Consider the following 20,233-nt stretch of genomic DNA (forward strand, 5'->3'; position numbering starts at 1 on the left):
AATTATAACTCCTTCACTTTTTTCCGGAACTCTACTTGATAGCGCTGTGTCAGCTCTACATAGGTACTCTTCTCTTCCTCCGACCAGCCGTCAAATATCTCATTCTCAATCTCAATTACACGAAGAACCGTATCTTTCACAAGCCGGCGTCCTTTATCCGTAAGGTATACTTTCTTTTTTCTCCCTTCAAACGCCTTCAGATATACAATATCATCCGCTTCCAGCTTGCGCAGCGCAGAATTTATGGTCTGCTTACTTGCGCCAGCCGTAATATCATTGAGCAGACATTCACCATCAAAACAGCAAAGGGTATAGAGAATTAACATCACACTGTCCGACAGTCCCAGTTTAACCGCTGCCTCATGGTAAGCTTCTTCTGTCTGGGACATTAATAGATTGAATTGTTTCATTTGTGCATTTACAATATACTCCATAGCATCCTCCAAAGTACGATTTCGTACGAAAACTAATATAGTACGATTTCGTACATTTGTCAAGAGCATATTAAAAGTGGTATCGCATACCAGTCTGCAATACCACCATTCTACATCTTTATTTTATAAACATAGCATCCCCAAAGCTAAAGAACCGATACCGTTCTTTCACCGCTTCTTCATAGGCCGCCAGCACATGCTCCCTTCCTGCCAACGCAGATACCAGCATAATCAGCGTAGACTCCGGCAAATGAAAATTCGTAAGCAGACAATCCAATACCTTAAACTGATAGCCGGGATAAATAAATATCTCCGTCCAGCCGCTGCATTCTCTCAACTTTCCATTTTCATCTGCCGCTGATTCAATGGTACGGCAGCTTGTCGTTCCCACACAGATAACCCGGTGTCCCGTCTCTTTTGCCCGGTTAATCTTATCCGCTTCTGACTGTTCAATCCGGTAAAATTCTGAATGCATATGATGCTCCAGAATATCATCCACCTTTACCGGGCGGAAGGTTCCCAGTCCTACGTGAAGCGTTACCTTCGCAATATCAATGCCCTTCTTTTCAATCTTTTCCAAAAGCTCCGGTGTAAAATGCAGCCCTGCCGTGGGCGCTGCCGCGGAGCCGCTGTGTTTCGCATAGACCGTCTGATACCGGTTCTTATCTTCAAGCTGATGGGTAATATACGGGGGAAGGGGCATCTGTCCAAGCTGATCTAAAATCTCTTCAAAAATTCCTTCATAATGGAACTTTACCAGTCTGTTTCCTTCCTCCACAATATCAACCACTTCTCCCACCAAAAGGCCGTCTCCAAAACTGATTTTCGTCCCCGGCTTCGCTTTCTTCCCCGGTTTCACCAATGTCTCCCAGATATCGTTCTCCTTTCGCTTAAGCAAAAGTATCTCTATCTTCGCGTCTGTCCCGATTTTAGAGCCGATCAGCCGCGCCGGAATCACTTTCGTATCATTTAACACAAGACAATCTCCCGGTTCCAGATAATCTACAATCTCACGGAAGGTATGGTGCGAGACATCTCCCGACTCCTTGTCAAGAACAAGGAGCCTGGAACCGGACCGATCCTCCAGTGGGTCCTGCGCAATTAACTCCTGCGGCAAATCAAAATAAAAATCCTGTCGTTTCATAATCTTTTCCCCGTTTCTTACTCCGATTACCCGACGCTCTCCTTACTTACGAAGCTCGATTCCCATATCCTCAAGAGCTTTCAGAATCTTCTCCATCGCCTTGGTAATGTCTGCCTCTTCCAGCGTCTTATCCTTAGCGCGGAACACAATAGAATATGCGACAGATTTGAATCCTGCTTTAATCTGCGCTCCTTCATACAAATCAAACAATGCATAGCTCTCCAGATAAGCGCCGCCTTTCTTCTCTATTACATCCTCAATCTGTCCAACCATAACGGATTTCGGTACAACCATACTGATATCACGGGTAACCGCCGGGAATTTTGCAATTCCCTCATATTTTCTGTCAAATGTAGCACGCGCTACGATTTCCGGCATATCAATCACCGCAATATATGCTTTCTCGCCAATACCATAGGTGTCTGCAACATCCGGATGCACTTCGCCAAGATAGCCTACAACCACTCCGTCATAAATGATATTTGCCTGACGGCCCGGATGGAGATACGGCTTGCCTGCATTCGGATCGTAAGTTTCTTTTTTATGAAGCCCTACTTTATCAAAAAATTCTTCTACCACGCCTTTCATACTGAAGAAATCTCCGTCACCGTACATTCCCAGTGTGAACTGCATCCGTTCCTCCGGAAGTTCCGTAAGCGGAAGTGCTTTCGGCAGATAGACATTTCCCAACTCATAGAGCCTTACATTTTTATTTCTTCTATTATAATTGGTTGCAAGAGAAGTCAGCATTCCATTCAGAGATGTCGTTCTCATAATACTATAATCCTCTCCCAACGGATTCATAATCTCCACAGCCCTTCTAAGTGGAGAGTCAGCCGCAATCTTCAGCTTGTCAAATACTTTCGGACTCTCGAAAGAATAGGTCATACCCTGGCTGAATCCGCAGAATTCCGCAATATCTCTTGCCACTTCCTCAATCCTGAGCTTGTAAGAAAGCTTACCTGTAGTAGCCTCTCCTTTCGGAAGGGTAGTCGGAATATTGTCATACCCGTAGAATCTTGCCACTTCTTCTGCTAAATCAGCAAGACGGAACAAATCATGACGGAAGGTAGGCGCAATTACTTCATTCGTCTCCTCATCATATTCCAATTCAATCTTCTTAAAATATCCTAACATCTCTTCCTTGGAAATATCGGTTCCCAGAAGTGCATTTATCTCATCTGCGTCAAACGGCACTCTTACCGGCTCTTTCTTCTTACCATACACATCTACCATGCCGCCTACCACTTCTCCGGCGCCCATCTCTTCTACAAGCTGGCAGGCACGGTCAATTGCTGCCTGGGCATTGTTCGGATCCAGCCCTTTTTCAAACTTGCCGGAAGCATCGGTACGAAGACCTACCTTCTTGCTGGATTTACGGATATTTGTCCCATCAAAACATGCTGCTTCAAATAACATCGTCTGTACATCATCTGTAATCATGGAGTTTTCTCCGCCCATGATTCCCGCAATACCGACGGACTTCTCTCCGTCACAAATCATAAGTACGGAATCATCCATCTGGCGTTCCTGCCCGTCAAGCGTTACAAATTTCTCACCCTTCTCTGCCCTGCGGACAATAATCTCGTGACCTGCAATCGTGTCTAAGTCATAAGCATGCATTGGCTGACCGTATTCTTCCATCACATAGTTTGTAATATCTACCAGATTATTGATCGGGCGGATACCTACGGACGCAAGTCGTCTCTGCATCCATTCCGGGGATGGTCCGATTTTAATATTTTTAACAACTCTTGCACAATATCTCGGGCAAAGGTCTGCATCCTTTACCGTTACCTTAATATAATCATTCACATCTTCACTATTGCCTGTCGGCGTCACCACCGGAGGGCGGAATTCCTTGCGGAAAGTTGCCGCAGCCTCCCTTGCAATGCCTACAACACTATAGCAATCTACACGGTTGGATGTAATCTCATATTCAAACACCACATCATCCAGCCCTAACGCTTTTACGGCACTTTCTCCAACAACTGCCGTCTCCGGGAAAATATAAATTCCCTCTTCCGGCGCTTCCGGGTACATGTCTCTGTTAGAACCCAGCTCTTCGATGGAGCACATCATACCGCAGCTTTCCACACCGCGAAGTTTTCCTTTTTTAATCTTGATTCCGCCTGCCACACGGCTTCCCGGCTCATGGCCTCCTGCCACACGGCCGCCGTCAAGAACCACCGGAACCTTATCTCCTTCCTTTACGTTAGGAGCGCCGGTAACAATCTGCACACTCTCTGTACCAATATTTACCTGACAGATAATCAACTTATCTGCATTCGGATGTTTTTCAATCTTATCAATCTGTCCAATCACAATTTTATCTAAATCTGCGTCCAGCACTTCATAGCCTTCTACCTTCGTACCGGAAAGTGTCATTGCATCTGTATATTCCTGGGCCGTAACATCGAGGTCAGGAACATATGCTTTTATCCATGATAATGATGTATTCATTTTAATCTCCTTTCTTGTGCTCGCACCGCTCATGCTTCCTTTTTGTTGTGTGCTCTTTCCTGGCTCCAGATTCCTGTCGCTTCGCTCCCGCCGCATCCCTCCGGCATGCTCTCCTGAATCTGTCGCGCCGCTCGCACACGGAAGTAAATACTCGCTTCGCTCGTGCTTCCTTTTTGTTGTGTGCTCTTTCCTGGCTCCAGATTCCTGTCGCTTCGCTCCCGCCGCATCCCTCCGGCATGCTCTCCTGAATCTGTCGCGCCGCTCGCACACGGAAGTAAATACTCGCTTCGCTCGTGCTTCCTTCCGTTGTGTGCTCGCTAGAACTGTTTCAGGAATCTGATGTCGTTCTCATATAATAATCTCATGTCGTCGATTTCGTATTTCAGAAGTGCAATACGCTCCAAGCCTACGCCAAATGCGAATCCTGTATACTCTTCCGGATCGATTCCGCACATTTCCAGCACGTGTGGATGAACCATACCGCATCCGAGAATTTCAATCCAGCCGGAGCCTTTACAGAAACGGCATCCTTTGCCGCCGCATTTAAAACAGGTTACGTCCACCTCCGCGCTTGGCTCAGTAAACGGGAAATGATGCGGACGGAATTTTGTCTTTGTTTCTGGTCCGAACAGTTCCTTTGCAAATACTTCCAGTGTTCCTTTCAAATCGGCAAAGGAAATATTTTTATCAATGACAAGACCTTCAATCTGATGGAAGGACGGAGAGTGGGTTGCATCTACCTCGTCAGAGCGGAATACTCTTCCCGGGGCAATCATACGAATCGGAAGTTTTCCCTGCTCCATCACACGTGCCTGCACCGGGGATGTCTGCGTACGCAGTACGATTTCTTTATTAATATAAAACGTATCCTGCTCATCTTTTGCCGGATGGTCTGCAGGAATATTTAATTTTTCAAAGTTATACAGATCATACTCTACTTCAGGACCTTCCACTACCTCATAGCCCATGCCCACGAAGATTCTCTCGACCTCTTCCAGAGCAATGGTATTCGGATGCCGGTGTCCTACCATGTTCTTCTTAGCAGGAAGAGTAACATCAATGACTTCTTTTTTCATTTTCTCTTCCCTGAGCTTTTTCTCCATATTCTTCTTGCTTTCTTCTAACAGCTCTTCAATTGCTGCGCGGGTTTCATTTACCATCTGCCCAACCTTCGGGCGCTCCTCCGGCGCAACGTCTTTCATACTCTTTAATACTGCGGTGAGTTCTCCCTTTTTTCCAAGAAACTTCACACGCACATCATTCAATTTCTCCGGCATATCGGCTGCTTCAATTGCCTTCAACGCTTCATTTTTGATGTTCTGCAGTCTGTCTTTCATCATTCTTCCCCTTTCATTCTAATACAAAAAGATTGCGCAATCGCGCAATCGCCGCGCGCGAACGGTTCGCATAGCGATAATTACTCCTCCGCGGGCTGCGCATCCCGCGGAGCGTTTTATGATATAGGAAATTCGAAGGAATTCCCTATATCATAAAAAAACCCGTCCCTTCAAAAGGGACGAGTAAAACCCGTGATACCACCCTGATTCCCATATAAAATATGGGCGCTCATTACAGCGTAACGTGCATATACGGCATAACTTACTATCAATTCAGAAATGCAGCTCACGTGGGAAATTCGATTGCCATCTGAACCTAAAGGAACTTTCAGCCGGGGATTCCCTCTCTCTGATGGAAAATGGTTCTCTACTTACACGGTCATTGCTTTTTCATTCATTTTATTCTTAACTATTTTAACACAACTGAATTCCTTGTCAAGTACAAAAACCTGCCCACAGGCAGGTTTTTGTTACGATTTTTCTTATATTTACCGAAATAACTTCCCCCGCAGCATATCATTTGCCACTGCTCCCAGAAGAATACTGTACATACAGAAATACAGCCACAGCATAATCAGCACAATTGTTGTAAGACTTCCGTACATATCGGAAAATCCTTGAAAGATATCCAAATATACCGAAAATATCCATGACAGAACCAGCCACGCAATTGCAGTAAAAACTGCGCCCGGAATCTGGTTTTTAAAGGAATCCTTTCTGTTCGGAAGAAATTTATACAACAGCAGGGAAAATCCCACCAGCACAATAGGAGAAATAATAATTCTCTTATCCATCAGCCATTCAGCCAACGACTCCAGGATTTTAATATGACTGCTGATAAACAAGCTGAGACTATTGCCGAATACTGACAACAGAAGCAGCATAATAATTACCACGATAAACAAAACGGTATAGATCGTTGCGCGCAGACGCAGATACACATAATTACGAGTCTCTGAGCATCTATAAACACAATTCAGCCCCGATGTCATAGCGAGAACTCCTTTCCCGGCAGACCAAAGAGCCACAACAACCGTAATTGGAATGACTGTCGTTGACTGGTTATATACCTGGTTCACAATCGACACAATCAGGGAATCCACCGTCGACGGAAACACCTGCACCACCGCCGTCATAACATCCGCTTTTGTTACCGGAGTATACTGAACCATCGTCAGAAGCAGCAAAATAATCGGAATCATACACAGCATAAAAAAGTACGCTGATTGTGCCGCATACGCCCCAACATGGGCTTTCCCGACTTCATCTGTTATTTCAGTCGCTTTATCGTAAATCTTCTTAAGCATATCACTACCCCTTAAATTTTATAGAGCAATCATACCACTTGCCCGGTAATTATTCAAGCTCGAAAGGGGTGGATTATCGTCCATACACGTCTATAAAACGATTCATAATTGTTGCTGTAACCGCCCTGTTAGCAGTTCCCTGCGGATTCAGCATTCCCTGATCGCCGCTGATAAGCCCGCGGTTTACCGCCCACTGCATCGCCGTCTCAGCAAAAGCCGTTACCTGACCTGCATCCGGGAAGGCATAGAATGTATCCTGACTGCCGCTTATGTTCACATCATATCCCTTATAGCAGGCATACCGGTACATCATTGTGGCAAACTGTTCTCTTGTCATTGCATCATCCGGTCCGAAATATCCGTTAGAATAGCCTCCCACAACTCCTGTCTCCTTCGCCCAGGCAATTGCGTCCGAATAATACAGGCCGCCCGCCACGTCCGGGAACGTATGTGCATCAAATGAAACCGCCGGTTCTCCTTCATAACGATATAAAATAATTGCAAACTGTCCTCTTGTAATATTATCCGCCGGACCGAATTGCCCGTTGGAATATCCACTCATCAGATTTTCAATATAGGCTTTATTTAAATAGTTGTAATACCAGTCTGTCGTTTGAACATCTGTGTAAACCTTCTCTGTTCCATATACCTTCACTGTACACACGGCAGTTTTTCCGTTCAGCTCTGCTGTAACCTGTGCCTGTCCCGGCCACAGTGCCGTAATCGTTCCATCTTTATCCACACGAAGAACATTGCTGTCCGAACTCTTCCATGTAACATCTCCGGCATAGCCCGCCGGTTCGACAGTCACATGCAGTTTTATGCTTTCCTTGATAACCATCTCCCGGTCAGGTTCCTCAAAAGAAATCCTTACCTGTGGTTCTGATGGTTCTTGTGGATCCGATGGCTCTTGTGGCTCTGATGGATCCGACGGCTCTTGTGGCTCTGATGGATCCGACGGCTCTTGCGGATCTTCTTCCTCTTTTCCAACAGACAGAATAGCAGACGCCTGAAAATATCCTTCCTTTGTTGACGCATCAATCGTTGTCTGACCGGACTTTGACAGAGATTTCAGCTTTCCATTCTCCACGGTTACAAGGTCCATGTCACCACTCTTCCAGTTCACGCCTGCCGCAGTCAGTTTCGTTTTCCCATTTGTTCCGGGATTCACAATGTAAGCATATAACTCAGCCGAAGAATTTTCTTCCATTTTCTGGTTATCCGGAGCGATTCCAAATTCATACTGGTAAGATTCCGGTTCTCCCCAGATTATACCGGTCGAATTATTAGCTTCGTCAAAGGTTTCCATAGCAATTGCAATTTCTTCTGTCACCTCACGGTCAGCAGGCTGGCTGCAATCTGCCGAAGCTTCATTTTCTCCAAAGCACTGTACCCAATAATACTGTCCGTCTATCTGGAAACACCCAATACCGATCGTTGTAAAGCTTTCTGTTAAAATATTTTCCCTATGTCCGTCAGAATTCATCCATGAATCCATTGCCGCCGCCGGAGACGTCTGCCAGGCCGCCACATTCTCTGCATGCATAAGCTGATTCAGATCAAAGCAGCTGGAACTGTCAGGCCTGGTATGTGCGAATAGAACAGAGATTTCTGCTGCCCTCGTCATTGCCGTTTCCAGCAGCGACTCATCCATAATAAGCGCTCCCATGCCATTTTCCGCACGTTTTTCGTTGACAATCTTCAACACTTCGTATGCAAACCCATACTTTCGCGTGCCTGAAACAGCCACCTCATCCAACCGGCGATATCCATTTATACCAAATGCATCCATTTCCGGATTCAGACAAGTAATTTCTGTTGCTTTCGGAAATGCTATAGGATGAATAAATGTCACCGTTTTGGGAACAGTAATTGCTTCCAATACCGTACATCCATAAAAAGAAACCCTGCTTATAGATGTTACTCCTTCATTCAAACTAACAGAAGACAATGCTCTGTCATTGAGAAACGCCTGATATGGAATTAATTTCAATCCTTTGCTGGTAAAAGATGTTAATGCAAAACATTCTCCAAAACATCCATTCCCTATCTCCTCAATATTCTCCGGAAGTTCTACCTCTGACAGTGAATAACACCTTGCAAATGTCCGGGCATACAGTTTACGAAGTTCCCTGCTAAAAGTAATGTCCGTCAAAGAACTGCATTCCTCGAACATTTGATAAGAAGTACTCTCCAATCCCCCGCCAAAAGCTACAGATTCCAGATTTTCGCACCCAAAAAAGGTAAAATATCCCACTTCTGTCACGCTGTCGGGAATCACAACAGAACGCAGACTATAACACTCCTGAAATGCAGATTCTCCCAGTTCTGTCACCGTATCCCCCAATGAAACAGACTGCAGGGATTGATTTCTAGCAAATGCCATCGTTGCGATTTTTGTTACTTTCTCCGGAACAATATATGCCGTCCGGGATGCTCCCGCCGGATAGGCAAACAGGGTTTTCCCCTGATCCGAAAAGAGCACGCCTTCCTCTGCTGAAAATATTTCATTTCCTTCTTCTACCTGAAAAGCCGCTATTTTTGTAGCAAAAAACGCATAGCCACCAATAGAGGTCACTTCGCTTCCTATGGTAAATTCTGTTAAAGCAGTATTCTGAAATGCATAATTTGCAATCTTCGTTACTCCTTCTGCCGTTATTGCACGTAAATTCCCGCATTCTGCAAAAAGCCCCGACGGAAGCGCTGTAATTTTTACAGGAAGTGTAATATTTTCCAGTGAACTGCAGCCATAAAAAGCTGCTTCTCCCAACGCGGAAACCGAATCCGCAATCCTAATATCCGTAAGATTGGTACAATTATAAAATGCCATTTTGCCAATAGACGTAATCCCGTCTTCGATCACAATTGATTTGACAGACAACCTGTCGCTGTACCATCCGGGATCATTACTCGTGCTATAATCTGACATGTCACCTGAACCAGAGATCGTAAGTACTCCATTATCCAGTATCCATGACGCACTATCACCGCACGTTCCTTCTACCTCCATACACGTAATTTCTTCCCCTGTTTCTTCTTCCGAAATCACATATCCCTCAGGTACTTTCGCTTCCTCTTCATTGCACAGCTTTTCGCTCTCCGCCCTTACAGACGCAGCCGGAAACAGCAAAAGCGCCGCAAATAAAACGAAGCCGAAGCCTTTCCATATTTTTTTATAAATCTCCTGCATCTTTTCTCCTCCCTTCTTTTTCATGAGTAATGCTATATTCATATTATAACCCTGCATAATAATATTTTCAATAAGCCGAAAGCTCCGTCCCCGGATAGAACAGCCCCAATATCTCCTGATATCCTTTCCCTTGTTTTGCCATCTCATTGGCTCCGTTCTGGCTCATACCGATCCCGTGTCCGTATCCGCCCCCTTCTATTACAAACATCTCCCCGCTCTTCTCAATTGTAAAAAAGGCGCTGGGAAGAAGTTCTGTACTGCCCACTGCCGTCCCATCGTTTTTTACAATCGTATATCCGCTGCCGCCAAGCGCTCTGCGGATTTTATTTTCTGTATCTACCGTTACACTTCCCTTATCCCCGGATGCCACAATCTGAAGCGCCACATCTCCGGCTCCCCGCCGGGTTACTTCTACAGAAGTAAGGGTTCCTACATCCACCCCTGTGTTCAGACCCACGAGGTTGGACAGTGTAGTTACCGGAACCTGCGCCGTCCAGTGATACCACGGCAGCTCTTTTTCATAGTCCCCCTCATCTCCGCAGACTGCCACGCTCTGCAGGTAGGCATTACTTTCATTTACCGCATCTCCCCACGCTTCCATATCGGTTGTCCTTCCACAGGAAGTAGAATAGTAATAAGTAACTGCAATCTGTCCCTGATACAGCAATACCTGTCCTGCCGTCTCCCTGACCGCCGCTGCTGCGGTATCCTGAGGCTGGCTGTTATTGTAGACCTGATAATCCGTACTGTCATTCATATGGGCCTCATACTCCGGATAACCATAAGAAGCTGCCTGACGGTATGCATAACTTCTGGCACAAACTGCCTGCGCCTTCAGTGCCTCCATCTCATAAGAAGCCGGCATCTCGCTGGGAACCACCTTGCAAAGATAATCTTCCAGAGGAAGCTCATTAATCATCACAATACCTTCTGCCGTTGTCCGAAGCTCCAACGTCCCTGCATAACAGGGATTTCCGTACCCCCGCTCTATCTGGTACACCTGAATCTCATCGCCCTGCCCTGCTGCTGTAACCCGGATATTTCCGGCGGCAAACCTGGCGTCATCCGGCCGGACTGTCAGCACCTCCCCGGCCTGCCACTCTTCCGTCTGTCCGCCGTATGTAATATGAAGCCCGGACGATGCAGCTATCCGTACTTCCGGATGCACAATCTCCTGATATCCGGTAGACATCAAGACCACTCTGACCGTAGGATTTACAGATGTCTGTGTCCCTGCATTTCCCCCGGCTGTCCCGTCCGGATTCCCATTCTCCCCGGAACTTCCATCCGTTCTGCCGCTGTCCGTCTTTTCATTTCCCACAATAGAATCCCGGCTTTCTTCTCCTCCTTGGAGCATATGCATCAGCCCCACACTCAAAATAGCAACAACAAGAATCGTCACAAGATAACTTCCATATACTTCCCCGTTTTTCACCCAAACACCTCTTGTCCGTCTTTGTCTCTAATCTATGTATTGTTCTGTTAAATAGAACCGAAATGAACCTTGACGGAGCAAATTTCCGCCTTCGTTCCCACTCTCATATTCGGTCCGAACAATCCTATCCCTGACGTCACAATATTGTGCATCTCCCCCTTCTTCAGATAACCGCAGGAATTCTCCCAGAACAGCTTCGTCACCAGATTTCCCGGGAACATCTGTCCATCATGAGTATGTCCGCACAGATCTATATCCACTCCCGCTTCAGACAATTCTTTCAATTCGCTTGGCTCGTGATCCAGCACAATTACCGGCTTTCTGCTGTCCAGCTTTTCCATAATCTCCTTCGGAGTCTTCCTTATGTCAATCCCTCTTCCCGGCTTTTTGGCATCCGGACGTCCATATAAATAAAAGCTGTCATCAATCAACACATATTCATCCTGTAAAAGCCGGATATTGGCATCTTCCAGAAATTCATCCATTCTTACGTCGCTGACTTTTTTCTCATTCTTATTTCCAAATGTGAATCCTGCCAGTATTTTTTCCTGTATGTCATGATTGCCGTAGCAGGCGTACACCCCGTATTTACTTTTAATTCCTCTTAAAATAGACGCCAGTCTGTCCGGATTGTCGAGAGCCTCATATTCATTATCAAAAATATCTCCGGCAATCACCACCAAATCCGGTTCCTGTCTATTGATCTTATCTACCATCTTCTTCATCTGATAGCATCCCACGTTATAGCCCAGATGCAGATCCGCCGCCAAAACGATATGTAAATTTTCTACCTTACCTGCATCCTTATCTACCGTTACTTCATATTTTGTCGTATGTATCCTCCCTGCATGAACCACACCCCAGATACTGACTGCCATAATAATCACAATACAAATTGCCCCGGTAACAACAAATGTCCTCTCAGCACGCAGAATTCCCTGATTCACCCATTTGCAATGGCGCAAAAGAATCCTTCCCAAATCCACAACCACTACCGTTAAAACCACGTACAGCATGACGCCGAGCCAATAGTTGCCGATTAATTTCATAATACGCCGCGCTTTCCCTTCCGGCAGTAAAAATCCCACCAGTATCGCACTGGCAAAAAATGTATACAGAACCACCACCGATACCTGTGTCCATATTTTTTGAAAAAGATGGCTGCATGTTCCCATCCATCTTATCATCCACCGGATAATATAGATATTTACCAGAATGTATACTGGCGATAAATAAAATGCAATCATAAGCCCTCCTGCATATAGGTAAAACAAAGGCAGCCATCTCAGGCTGCCCTTTATCTTTTGTTGATACCCGAAAATGCCGGTTCCTGTATTTTGACTCCTAGCCGTAGCCAGGTGGGTGTCCGCATCTGCTTTTCTGTCTTCCCCTGCGTAACTCGGAGGCCTGACATATTACAGAGATATAGGAGTCCCGTTTAAAGTTTTGTAGGTTCAAAATTACAGGAGTTGTCGTACATCTCAGGTTTTCTAAAACTTATTATACCCTATTATGCCACGTTTTTCAACAAAAATGTGCCATTCTTAAGAATGGCACATTTCTCCAGAATTTTATATAAAACTAATCTAATTCTGCAACCAGCTTCTTCAGCGCTTCTACAGCCTCGTCCGGAAGTTTGTCATATCCGCCTTTTTCTACAGCGAATGCTTCTACTTCATTTACACGATCCTGCATACGAGCCTTTAACTGAGAAGTATATTCTGCATCGTTCATATCCGGAACAAATCCTTCCCAATCCATGATCTCGATATCAGAGAACGGTCCCCACTGATGGAAATCTGCTCTCTTCTCAACAATTGCTTCCAGAACGCCAAGCGTATCCTTTGGCTGAACCTTCTTGCCCATGAAATCACCTGTATTAACGATATAGCAGTCTACATTCTTCTCTTCAACCAGCTTTTTGAACTTCTCATAGTCATTTGCCAGAGGATAGGTTCTGAATGGATTTGCATAAGGAACAACAACCAGTTTGTTCGGGTCTACACCAGGAGCAAGTCTCTCTGCGGAAGAACGCTTGGTAGCAAGTGTCGCTCCCATAACAGATGCAAGTGCAGCTCCTTTCAGTTTAACTACCGGCGGAATGGTAGGATCTTTCATAATCCAGAAGATAGCATTTACAGGAGCGTCAATCTTATCTACACGGTTCGGAGACCATAATTTAGACTTGATAGCACGTCCGTTACCATTTCTGATATCCTCTGTTACTAACTGAACCTTGCCGTCCTCATCCAGTGTAGCAGAGCAGTTCTGAGCTGTCAGCAGATACTGATTGTCCGGGCATCCTGTCGGATAATCAGCCGTCTTATCGAAATAAGTAGGCTCAATTGCAATAGATGCACAAGTATCCGTATTAATGATAAATGCATCGTCATGAAGCACTTTAATCTCATATTTTCCGCCATGTTTTGCATGTGTAAGAGTAGATTTACCGGAACCGGAAAGTCCGTATACAGATGCAACATATTTTGTTCCGTCTGGCAGTAAGTACTCTTTCTGTCCGCCATGGCAGGAAGCATATCCGTTACGGTTAGCAATTGCCCATACCATAGTAAGAGTTCCCTTTTTGTGCTCTCCGAAGTATCTCATACCAAGGATGCATGCACAGTTCGTTTCTGTATTGAAATAGCAAAGAGTCTTCTTTGCCGGATCACTTAAGCAGTCAAAGCTTACTCCCGGAGCTTCTTCCGGAATCCACTGCGGATCAGAGAAGATATAGATATCTGCCTCTTTTCCATCTCCAACCGGCTGAGATTCCTTATACATCTTTACATATTCATCAGACATATACTGGAAATTCAGCATCCAGTTATACATAATATTTTCTTCACCTTCCGGAATTAACAGATGGCACTTAACCATAAATTCCGGATCAAGTCCTGCAAATACTGTTGCGTGGTACATCTTTTTCCAGCGTGACTTATAAACAGCATCCATCGCAACCTTGTCAAGAGCGTCGCAGTCTACTCCCGGCTCTCCTGCAATACGGCGTGCCGTAGCATAACGTCCTGTGATAGCACCGTCATTAAATAACAGAACCTTCGCATCAGCATCCAGTCCAAATTCTTCTCCTCTATATACAGGCATATCTGTTACAATCGTACCCGGAGAATTCTTTGCCAGGTTATATGCCTCTTTTAAAGTTTCTACCTTAACAACATTGTTTCCATAAAACGCCGCTTCAATAATGGAACGAGTTTTTGAAAATCCTGGTTTGCCTTTTCCAATTTCGCTGATTGGATAATTCGCTTTTGTTGACATGCTTATTCCTCCTTAAAATCCGAATTTGGTTTATTATCTCATTTTTCCTGTCAAAAGTCAATACTTTAACAATTTTTTAACCAGCTTCCCGGCACATAAAAATGCAGGATTAAAAACCTAATCCTGCATTTTGAAACCTTTCGGCAGTAATTCACTTAAACGAAATATTTCCAGGCACTCCCTGTCTTCTCCACATATAATTAAGAACCGTTCCGGGTCACAAAATTCCGCCATCACTTGACGGCACACGCCGCAGGGATAACACTTCTCTAATCTCTTCCTGCCTCCGGCAATAGCAATCGCCGCAAAATTCCTGCATCCTGCCGCCACGGCCGTAAAAAAAGCGGTACGTTCTGCACAGTTGGTCGGTCCAAAAGCGCTGTTTTCTATATTACATCCGCCAAAGACCTGACCGTCGTCACATAATAGCGCAGCTCCCACCTGATATCCGGAATAAGGGCTATAGGACTGTTCTCTTGCCTTCACCGCCTGCTCCCAAAGCGCTTTTGCCTCTTCTGCGCCCATCTCCACGGCTGCTTTCCTTTCATTCATTACAGCGCTCCTCAAATCCCATAGTGCTTCCGATTAATCTTCCTGGCCACATATGCGTACAGAAGGAGCGTCACAATCACAATCAGATTCATAATAAAAATAAGAATTCCAAGCGGCATATAATAAGCATTTATCACCTCACACACACCGGAGAGTAAAAGAACAATCGTCAAAAGAAGAAGCGGCATCGACATCTCCTTCACATATCCGTCAATGTCTTTGCATTGCTTATACTCTGCCCCCTTCGGCATAATAATGGTACTGTCAATCTTATGCTTCGTCACCATCATAATAAAAGAAGAAAGGCAATAAACCCCTGCTCCAATCCCTATAAAGGCAAATAAACTTCCCGTTTCCATAGACATCCTCCCTTATTTTATCTTCAGAATACCTTTTACCGTTTCTTCCATTTTATCCACATCGCATTCCAAAGTATGCAGAACTTCTGCGTGAAGGATTTCTCTCACTGCATTCGGCATCTCTGTCCCGGACACACGCTGCAGTTCAGGCAGCAGATCAAATTCACCTGCATCCGCATATTTCTCATCAACAGCCGTCATAACACTCTTTACGAACTTGTACGGACTTGCCGTAGATGCAATCACACACTTTGTCTCATCGCCGCTCGTTCTGCGGTATTCCTCACAGACATAGGATGCCACCGCCGTATGGGTATCCATTACATACCCTGTCTTATGGTACGTATCATGGATTGCCTGTGCTGTCTGCGCTTCTGTCGCATAACCCGCCGCAAAATCCGCAAGTCTTTCTCTCATATCTTCTGTAATCTCATATGTTCCATCCGTCTTCAGCGCCTGCATCAGCTCTGCCGTCTTCCCGGCGTCGCAGCCGGAAATAAGATAAATCAAACGCTCCAGATTACTGGATATCAGAATATCCATAGATGGGGAAGTAGTAAGCACAAATTCGCGGTTCTTATCATAAGTTCCTGTCTCAAAGAAATCAAAAAGCACTTTATTTTCATTCGACGCACAGATTAATTTCTGAATCGGCACTCCCATATGCTTCGCATAATATGCAGCCAGAATATTCCCAAAGTTGCCGGTCGGAACTACTACATTCATCTTCTCGCCATTCTCAATCTCGCCGTTCTTCAGAAGTTTCGCATAAGCGTATACATAGTATGCCACCTGCGGAACCAGACGCCCGATATTAATAGAATTGGCAGAAGAGAACTGATATCCATGTTCCGCCAGCTCTTTCGCCAGCTCTTTATTCTCAAACATTGCTTTCACGCCGCTCTGCGCATTGTCAAAGTTCCCGTGAATGGCAACCACATCTACATTCTTTCCTTTCTGCGTCACCATCTGCAGTTCCTGCACTCTGCTGACGCCATCCTTGGGATAGAATACAATAATTCTGGTCCCTTCTACATCAGCAAAGCCTGCCAGGGCAGCTTTGCCCGTATCGCCGGATGTAGCAGTAAGAATCACAATCTCGTTCTCTGCATGGTTCTTCTTTGCAGAAGTGGTAAGAAGATGGGGCAGAATGGACAACGCCATATCCTTAAATGCAATCGTCGCTCCGTGGAACAATTCCAGATAATAGGTGTTATCTACCTTCACAAGGGGAGCGATCTCTTCGGTATCGAACTTACTGTCATACGCCTTTTCTATACACTCTTTTAATTCTTCTTCCGTAAAATCCGTAAAAAGCTCCTTCATAACCGCATAGGCAGTCTCCTGATAGTTCATATCTTTCAGTTCCTCCAGAGATACGGAAAGCTTTGGCAGGCTCACCGGCACAAATAATCCTCCGTCATCCGCAAGCCCTTTTAATATAGCTTCAGACGCTGTTACCGTTACATTATCATTTCTTGTACTTTTATACTGCAGATTCATCTTCTTCACCTTTCTATTCCTGATTATAGTCTGGAATTATACCACAAACTTCCTTCATATTCAATGGCATCTACTTTCTCCTGCGGAACAAAATGAATAAAACGGCGCTGATTGCCATCAAAACCGGATAAAACAGATAAGGAAGTATGTTAAATGGCGTAAGTCCCGTAAGACTGGCCGCCGAAAGAAGCTGTGCACCATAGGGTATCATCCCCTGCCCTACAGATGTAAAAATATCCAGAAGCGACGCTGTTCGCTTCGGATCAACCTTATATTCATCACTGATTTCCTTTGCGATAGGTCCTGCCATTACAATCGCCACCGTATTATTAGCCGTACATGCATCTACCAGAAGCGACAGGCCTGCAATTCCCAGTTCAGCTCCCCGCTGGCTGTTAATCTTCCTGCGGATCAGATCCAGTACAAACTGAATTCCTCCATACTCTTTTACCAAAGATACAATACAAGCCACAATAATAGAAATTACAGTGATGTCATACATTCCCGTAACACCGCCAACACTTGTCCCGTTGATTTCTCCGCCGCCGACCGCCAAAAACATCTGATTCAGCGCTATGCTTCCGGTTGCCACGCCAACAATCAGCGAGAGAATGGTTCCTCCAATCAAAACCACAAATACATTAATTCCAACCAGCGCTCCGATCAAAACAAGGAGATAGGGGAGCACTTTCCAGAAATTCCATGTCAGCTCCGACGCCTCTGTATAATTGCCGCCATTCCTTGTAATAAAGAAGAAAATCAAAACTGTAATCACAGCCGCCGGAAGCACGATAAAAAAGTTCTCCCTGAACTTATCCTTCATCTCACATCCCTGGGTCTTTACAGCCGCAATGGTGGTATCTGAAATCATAGACAAGTTATCGCCGAACATGGCGCCGCATACCACCGCTCCGATACAAATTGGCAGTGCAAATCCCGTCTTCTCACTGATCCCCACCGCAATCGGTGCCAGCGCTGCAATGGTTCCCATGGAAGTTCCCATAGATACGGAAATAAAGCATCCAATCACAAAAAGCCCCACCACAGCCACATGAGACGGCAGAATGGACAGTCCCAGGTTTACCGTACTCTCCACTCCGCCTGCCGCCGTCACTGCACCGGAGAAACCTCCGGCACACAGGAAGATCAGACTCATGGTGATAATATTCTCGTCCCCCACGCCCTTCGCAATAATAGAAATCTTCTCCTCAAAAGACACAGATCTGTTCTGAAGAAACGCTACACACAGGGCAATCAGAAACGCCACAATCGCCGGCATCGCATAGAAATCTCCCGTAACAATTCCTGAACCCAGAAAAATAATTAAAAATACACCTATCGGGAGCAACGCTATGGCTCTTCCCTTCTTCCTCTCATTCCCCATCTTTCCTGACACACCTTTTATCTTTATTTTTTACTATTTGTATAGTTCACCAGACCGCCCGCTGCAATAATCTTCTGCATAAATTCCGGGAACGCCTGGCCTTTAAACTGGGTTCCCTTTGTTTTGTTATAAATCATTCCGCTGTCGAAATCCACTTCTACTTCGTCTCCCGCCTCGATTCCTCTTGCCGCTTCCGGACATTCAATAATCGGAAGTCCGATGTTAATTGCATTCCGATAAAAAATCCTTGCAAATGTCTCTGCAATCACGCAGCTTACTCCCGCCGTCTTCAGGCAAAGGGGCGCATGCTCCCTGGATGAACCACACCCGAAGTTCTTATTCGCCACAATCAAATCTCCCGGCTGAACCTTCTTCACAAATTCCGGGTCAATATCCACCATCGCATGACTTGCCAGTTCCTGCGGGTCAAAAGAATTCAGGTATCTTGCCGGAATAATAACATCCGTATCTACATTGTCTCCATATTTAAAAACTTTTCCAAGCGCTTTCATTATCTGTCACCTACTTTCTCCGGGTTCGCAATATATCCTGCGATTGCACTTGCCGCCGCCACTTCAGGAGAGGCAAGATAGATCAGGGAATCCACATGTCCCATTCGTCCTACGAAGTTACGGTTCGTTGTGGACACGCATTTCTCACCTGCAGCCATAACACCCATGTGGCCGCCCATACATGGTCCGCAGCTCGGCGTGTTAAACGCACATCCCGCATCAATAAAAATATCCACCAGTCCTTCTTTGATACACTGCTTGTATATCTGCTGCGTAGCCGGAACCACCATTACACGCACGTCCGGATGTACCGTATGCCCTTTCAGCACAGCCGCGGCTCTTCTCAGGTCAGAAATTCTTCCATTGGTACAAGATCCAATCACTACCTGATCAATCTTAATCGGCTCCATAACCTCAATCTCATCAATCGTCTTCGCATTACCGGGAAGATGCGGGAAAGCTACCGTCGGGCGTACTTCGGCAAGGTCAATCTCGATAACCTCTTCATACTCCGCATCTTCATCCGCCGTATAGATTTTATACTCTTTTTCACCATGCTCCTTCAGATATTCTTCTGTCAGTTCATCCACCGGGAAAATTCCATTCTTAGCTCCCGCCTCAATTGCCATATTCGCCATGGTAAAGCGGTCATCCATCGTCAGGTTCTGAATACCGTCTCCCACAAATTCCATTGATTTATAAAGAGCGCCATCCACTCCGATTCTGCCAATGATATGGATAATAATATCCTTACCGCTGACATATCTGGACGGTTTCCCCTTCAGCACAAACTTCATCGCACCCGGCACCTTGAACCACAGTTCACCCGTTGCCATCCCGGTAGCAATATCGGTTGTTCCCACTCCCGTTGAAAATGCTCCCAGAGCACCATATGTACAGGTATGGGAGTCCGCTCCGATAATACATTCTCCCGCAGTAACAACTCCGGCCTCCGGCAAAATTGCGTGTTCCACGCCGGATTTTCCCTGTTCAAAATACCACTTCAGTCCCTGTGCCTTCGCGAACTCACGGATTGCCTTAGAGTTCTCCGCCGACTTAATATCTTTATTCGGCGTAAAATGATCCGGCACAAACACCACCTTATCCTTATCAAATACATTATCAGCCATCTGTTTTAATACAGGCAGGGCCATCGGTCCTGTAATGTCATTCGCCATCACCACATCCAGCTTCGCCATAATCAGCTGTCCGGCCTCCACACTGTCAAGTCCCGCATGTGCCGCCAGAATCTTCTGTGTCATTGTCATGCCCATGATACATGCCTCCTTCTTTCCTCATATTAACTGCTATTCTATCATAACCTGCATTTATTC

Annotated in this window: 16 protein-coding genes, 1 other RNA gene and 1 other annotated feature; all 17 genes read right to left on the bottom strand. The window is 45.6% G+C overall.

All coding sequences use genetic code 11. The features are described from left to right. Positions 1-2: 2 nt before the first annotated feature. Positions 3-434, bottom strand: coding sequence for a MarR family winged helix-turn-helix transcriptional regulator (locus OCV99_RS10560; RefSeq protein WP_158370459.1), 432 nt, complete (start codon positions 432-434; stop codon positions 3-5). A gap of 118 nt (positions 435-552) precedes the next feature. Further along, positions 553-1,578, bottom strand: a complete 1,026-nt coding sequence (queA, locus tag OCV99_RS10565) for a tRNA preQ1(34) S-adenosylmethionine ribosyltransferase-isomerase QueA (RefSeq protein ID WP_158370461.1) — start codon at positions 1,576-1,578, stop codon at positions 553-555. Positions 1,579-1,620: 42 nt separating this feature from the next. Next, positions 1,621-4,041: a phenylalanine--tRNA ligase subunit beta gene (gene pheT / locus OCV99_RS10570; protein WP_158370463.1), complete on the bottom strand. Its 2,421-nt coding sequence runs from the start codon at positions 4,039-4,041 to the stop codon at positions 1,621-1,623. 1 nt (position 4,042) lies between these two features. After that, on the bottom strand, positions 4,043-4,279 hold the full coding sequence (locus OCV99_RS10575; RefSeq protein ID WP_262575408.1) for a hypothetical protein: 237 nt from the start codon (positions 4,277-4,279) through the stop codon (positions 4,043-4,045). A gap of 79 nt (positions 4,280-4,358) precedes the next feature. Then, a complete protein-coding gene (gene pheS / locus OCV99_RS10580) occupies positions 4,359-5,378 on the bottom strand; it encodes a phenylalanine--tRNA ligase subunit alpha (protein WP_158370467.1) in 1,020 nt (339 codons plus the stop codon). Between the two features lie 172 nt (positions 5,379-5,550). Continuing rightward, positions 5,551-5,770: a binding site (T-box leader), on the bottom strand. Between the two features lie 96 nt (positions 5,771-5,866). After that, positions 5,867-6,685, bottom strand: coding sequence for a YihY/virulence factor BrkB family protein (locus OCV99_RS10585; protein WP_158370468.1), 819 nt, complete (start codon positions 6,683-6,685; stop codon positions 5,867-5,869). Positions 6,686-6,758: 73 nt separating this feature from the next. Next, positions 6,759-9,875: a leucine-rich repeat protein gene (locus tag OCV99_RS10590; protein WP_262575411.1), complete on the bottom strand. Its 3,117-nt coding sequence runs from the start codon at positions 9,873-9,875 to the stop codon at positions 6,759-6,761. 67 nt (positions 9,876-9,942) lie between these two features. Continuing rightward, a complete protein-coding gene (locus tag OCV99_RS10595) occupies positions 9,943-11,310 on the bottom strand; it encodes a SpoIID/LytB domain-containing protein (RefSeq protein ID WP_262575413.1) in 1,368 nt (455 codons plus the stop codon). A 47-nt stretch (positions 11,311-11,357) separates the two neighbouring features. Continuing rightward, positions 11,358-12,557, bottom strand: coding sequence for a metallophosphoesterase (locus tag OCV99_RS10600; RefSeq protein WP_158370471.1), 1,200 nt, complete (start codon positions 12,555-12,557; stop codon positions 11,358-11,360). 60 nt (positions 12,558-12,617) lie between these two features. Then, a non-coding RNA gene (ssrS, locus tag OCV99_RS10605) (6S RNA) lies at positions 12,618-12,801 on the bottom strand. A gap of 90 nt (positions 12,802-12,891) precedes the next feature. After that, complete coding sequence (locus OCV99_RS10610; protein ID WP_158370472.1) at positions 12,892-14,589, bottom strand: phosphoenolpyruvate carboxykinase (ATP); 1,698 nt, start codon at positions 14,587-14,589, stop codon at positions 12,892-12,894. 117 nt (positions 14,590-14,706) lie between these two features. After that, positions 14,707-15,141: a cytidine deaminase gene (gene cdd, locus OCV99_RS10615; protein ID WP_158370473.1), complete on the bottom strand. Its 435-nt coding sequence runs from the start codon at positions 15,139-15,141 to the stop codon at positions 14,707-14,709. An 11-nt stretch (positions 15,142-15,152) separates the two neighbouring features. Further along, on the bottom strand, positions 15,153-15,500 hold the full coding sequence (locus OCV99_RS10620) for a hypothetical protein (protein WP_158370475.1): 348 nt from the start codon (positions 15,498-15,500) through the stop codon (positions 15,153-15,155). A gap of 12 nt (positions 15,501-15,512) precedes the next feature. Further along, positions 15,513-17,003: a threonine synthase gene (gene thrC, locus OCV99_RS10625; protein WP_158370547.1), complete on the bottom strand. Its 1,491-nt coding sequence runs from the start codon at positions 17,001-17,003 to the stop codon at positions 15,513-15,515. A gap of 70 nt (positions 17,004-17,073) precedes the next feature. Further along, positions 17,074-18,387, bottom strand: a complete 1,314-nt coding sequence (locus OCV99_RS10630; protein ID WP_158370476.1) for a Na+/H+ antiporter NhaC family protein — start codon at positions 18,385-18,387, stop codon at positions 17,074-17,076. Between the two features lie 23 nt (positions 18,388-18,410). Beyond that, positions 18,411-18,899, bottom strand: a complete 489-nt coding sequence (leuD, locus tag OCV99_RS10635) for a 3-isopropylmalate dehydratase small subunit (RefSeq protein ID WP_158370477.1) — start codon at positions 18,897-18,899, stop codon at positions 18,411-18,413. Then, positions 18,899-20,173 (bottom strand): 3-isopropylmalate dehydratase large subunit, encoded by a 1,275-nt coding sequence (gene leuC, locus OCV99_RS10640; RefSeq protein WP_158370479.1) that lies wholly within the window; start codon positions 20,171-20,173, stop codon positions 18,899-18,901. Before leuC ends, leuD begins: the two co-directional genes overlap by 1 nt. Between the last annotated feature and the right edge of the window lie 60 nt (positions 20,174-20,233).

The organism is Dorea acetigenes (genome assembly GCF_025567385.1).
Taxonomy (GTDB): domain Bacteria; phylum Bacillota; class Clostridia; order Lachnospirales; family Lachnospiraceae; genus Claveliimonas; species Claveliimonas acetigenes.

Excerpts from the sequence above, each read along its gene's own strand:
- OCV99_RS10560 (WP_158370459.1), bottom strand. The coding sequence starts at position 434 with ATGGAGTATATTGTAAATGCACAAATGAAACAATTCAATCTATTAATG.
- queA (WP_158370461.1), bottom strand. The coding sequence starts at position 1,578 with ATGAAACGACAGGATTTTTATTTTGATTTGCCGCAGGAGTTAATTGCG.
- pheT (WP_158370463.1), bottom strand. The coding sequence starts at position 4,041 with ATGAATACATCATTATCATGGATAAAAGCATATGTTCCTGACCTCGAT.
- OCV99_RS10575 (WP_262575408.1), bottom strand. The coding sequence starts at position 4,279 with ATGCCGGAGGGATGCGGCGGGAGCGAAGCGACAGGAATCTGGAGCCAG.
- pheS (WP_158370467.1), bottom strand. The coding sequence starts at position 5,378 with ATGAAAGACAGACTGCAGAACATCAAAAATGAAGCGTTGAAGGCAATT.
- OCV99_RS10585 (WP_158370468.1), bottom strand. The coding sequence starts at position 6,685 with ATGCTTAAGAAGATTTACGATAAAGCGACTGAAATAACAGATGAAGTC.
- OCV99_RS10590 (WP_262575411.1), bottom strand. The coding sequence starts at position 9,875 with ATGCAGGAGATTTATAAAAAAATATGGAAAGGCTTCGGCTTCGTTTTA.
- OCV99_RS10600 (WP_158370471.1), bottom strand. The coding sequence starts at position 12,557 with ATGATTGCATTTTATTTATCGCCAGTATACATTCTGGTAAATATCTAT.
- OCV99_RS10610 (WP_158370472.1), bottom strand. The coding sequence starts at position 14,589 with ATGTCAACAAAAGCGAATTATCCAATCAGCGAAATTGGAAAAGGCAAA.
- cdd (WP_158370473.1), bottom strand. The coding sequence starts at position 15,141 with ATGAATGAAAGGAAAGCAGCCGTGGAGATGGGCGCAGAAGAGGCAAAA.
- OCV99_RS10620 (WP_158370475.1), bottom strand. The coding sequence starts at position 15,500 with ATGGAAACGGGAAGTTTATTTGCCTTTATAGGGATTGGAGCAGGGGTT.
- thrC (WP_158370547.1), bottom strand. The coding sequence starts at position 17,003 with ATGAATCTGCAGTATAAAAGTACAAGAAATGATAATGTAACGGTAACA.
- OCV99_RS10630 (WP_158370476.1), bottom strand. The coding sequence starts at position 18,387 with ATGGGGAATGAGAGGAAGAAGGGAAGAGCCATAGCGTTGCTCCCGATA.
- leuD (WP_158370477.1), bottom strand. The coding sequence starts at position 18,899 with ATGAAAGCGCTTGGAAAAGTTTTTAAATATGGAGACAATGTAGATACG.
- leuC (WP_158370479.1), bottom strand. The coding sequence starts at position 20,173 with ATGGGCATGACAATGACACAGAAGATTCTGGCGGCACATGCGGGACTT.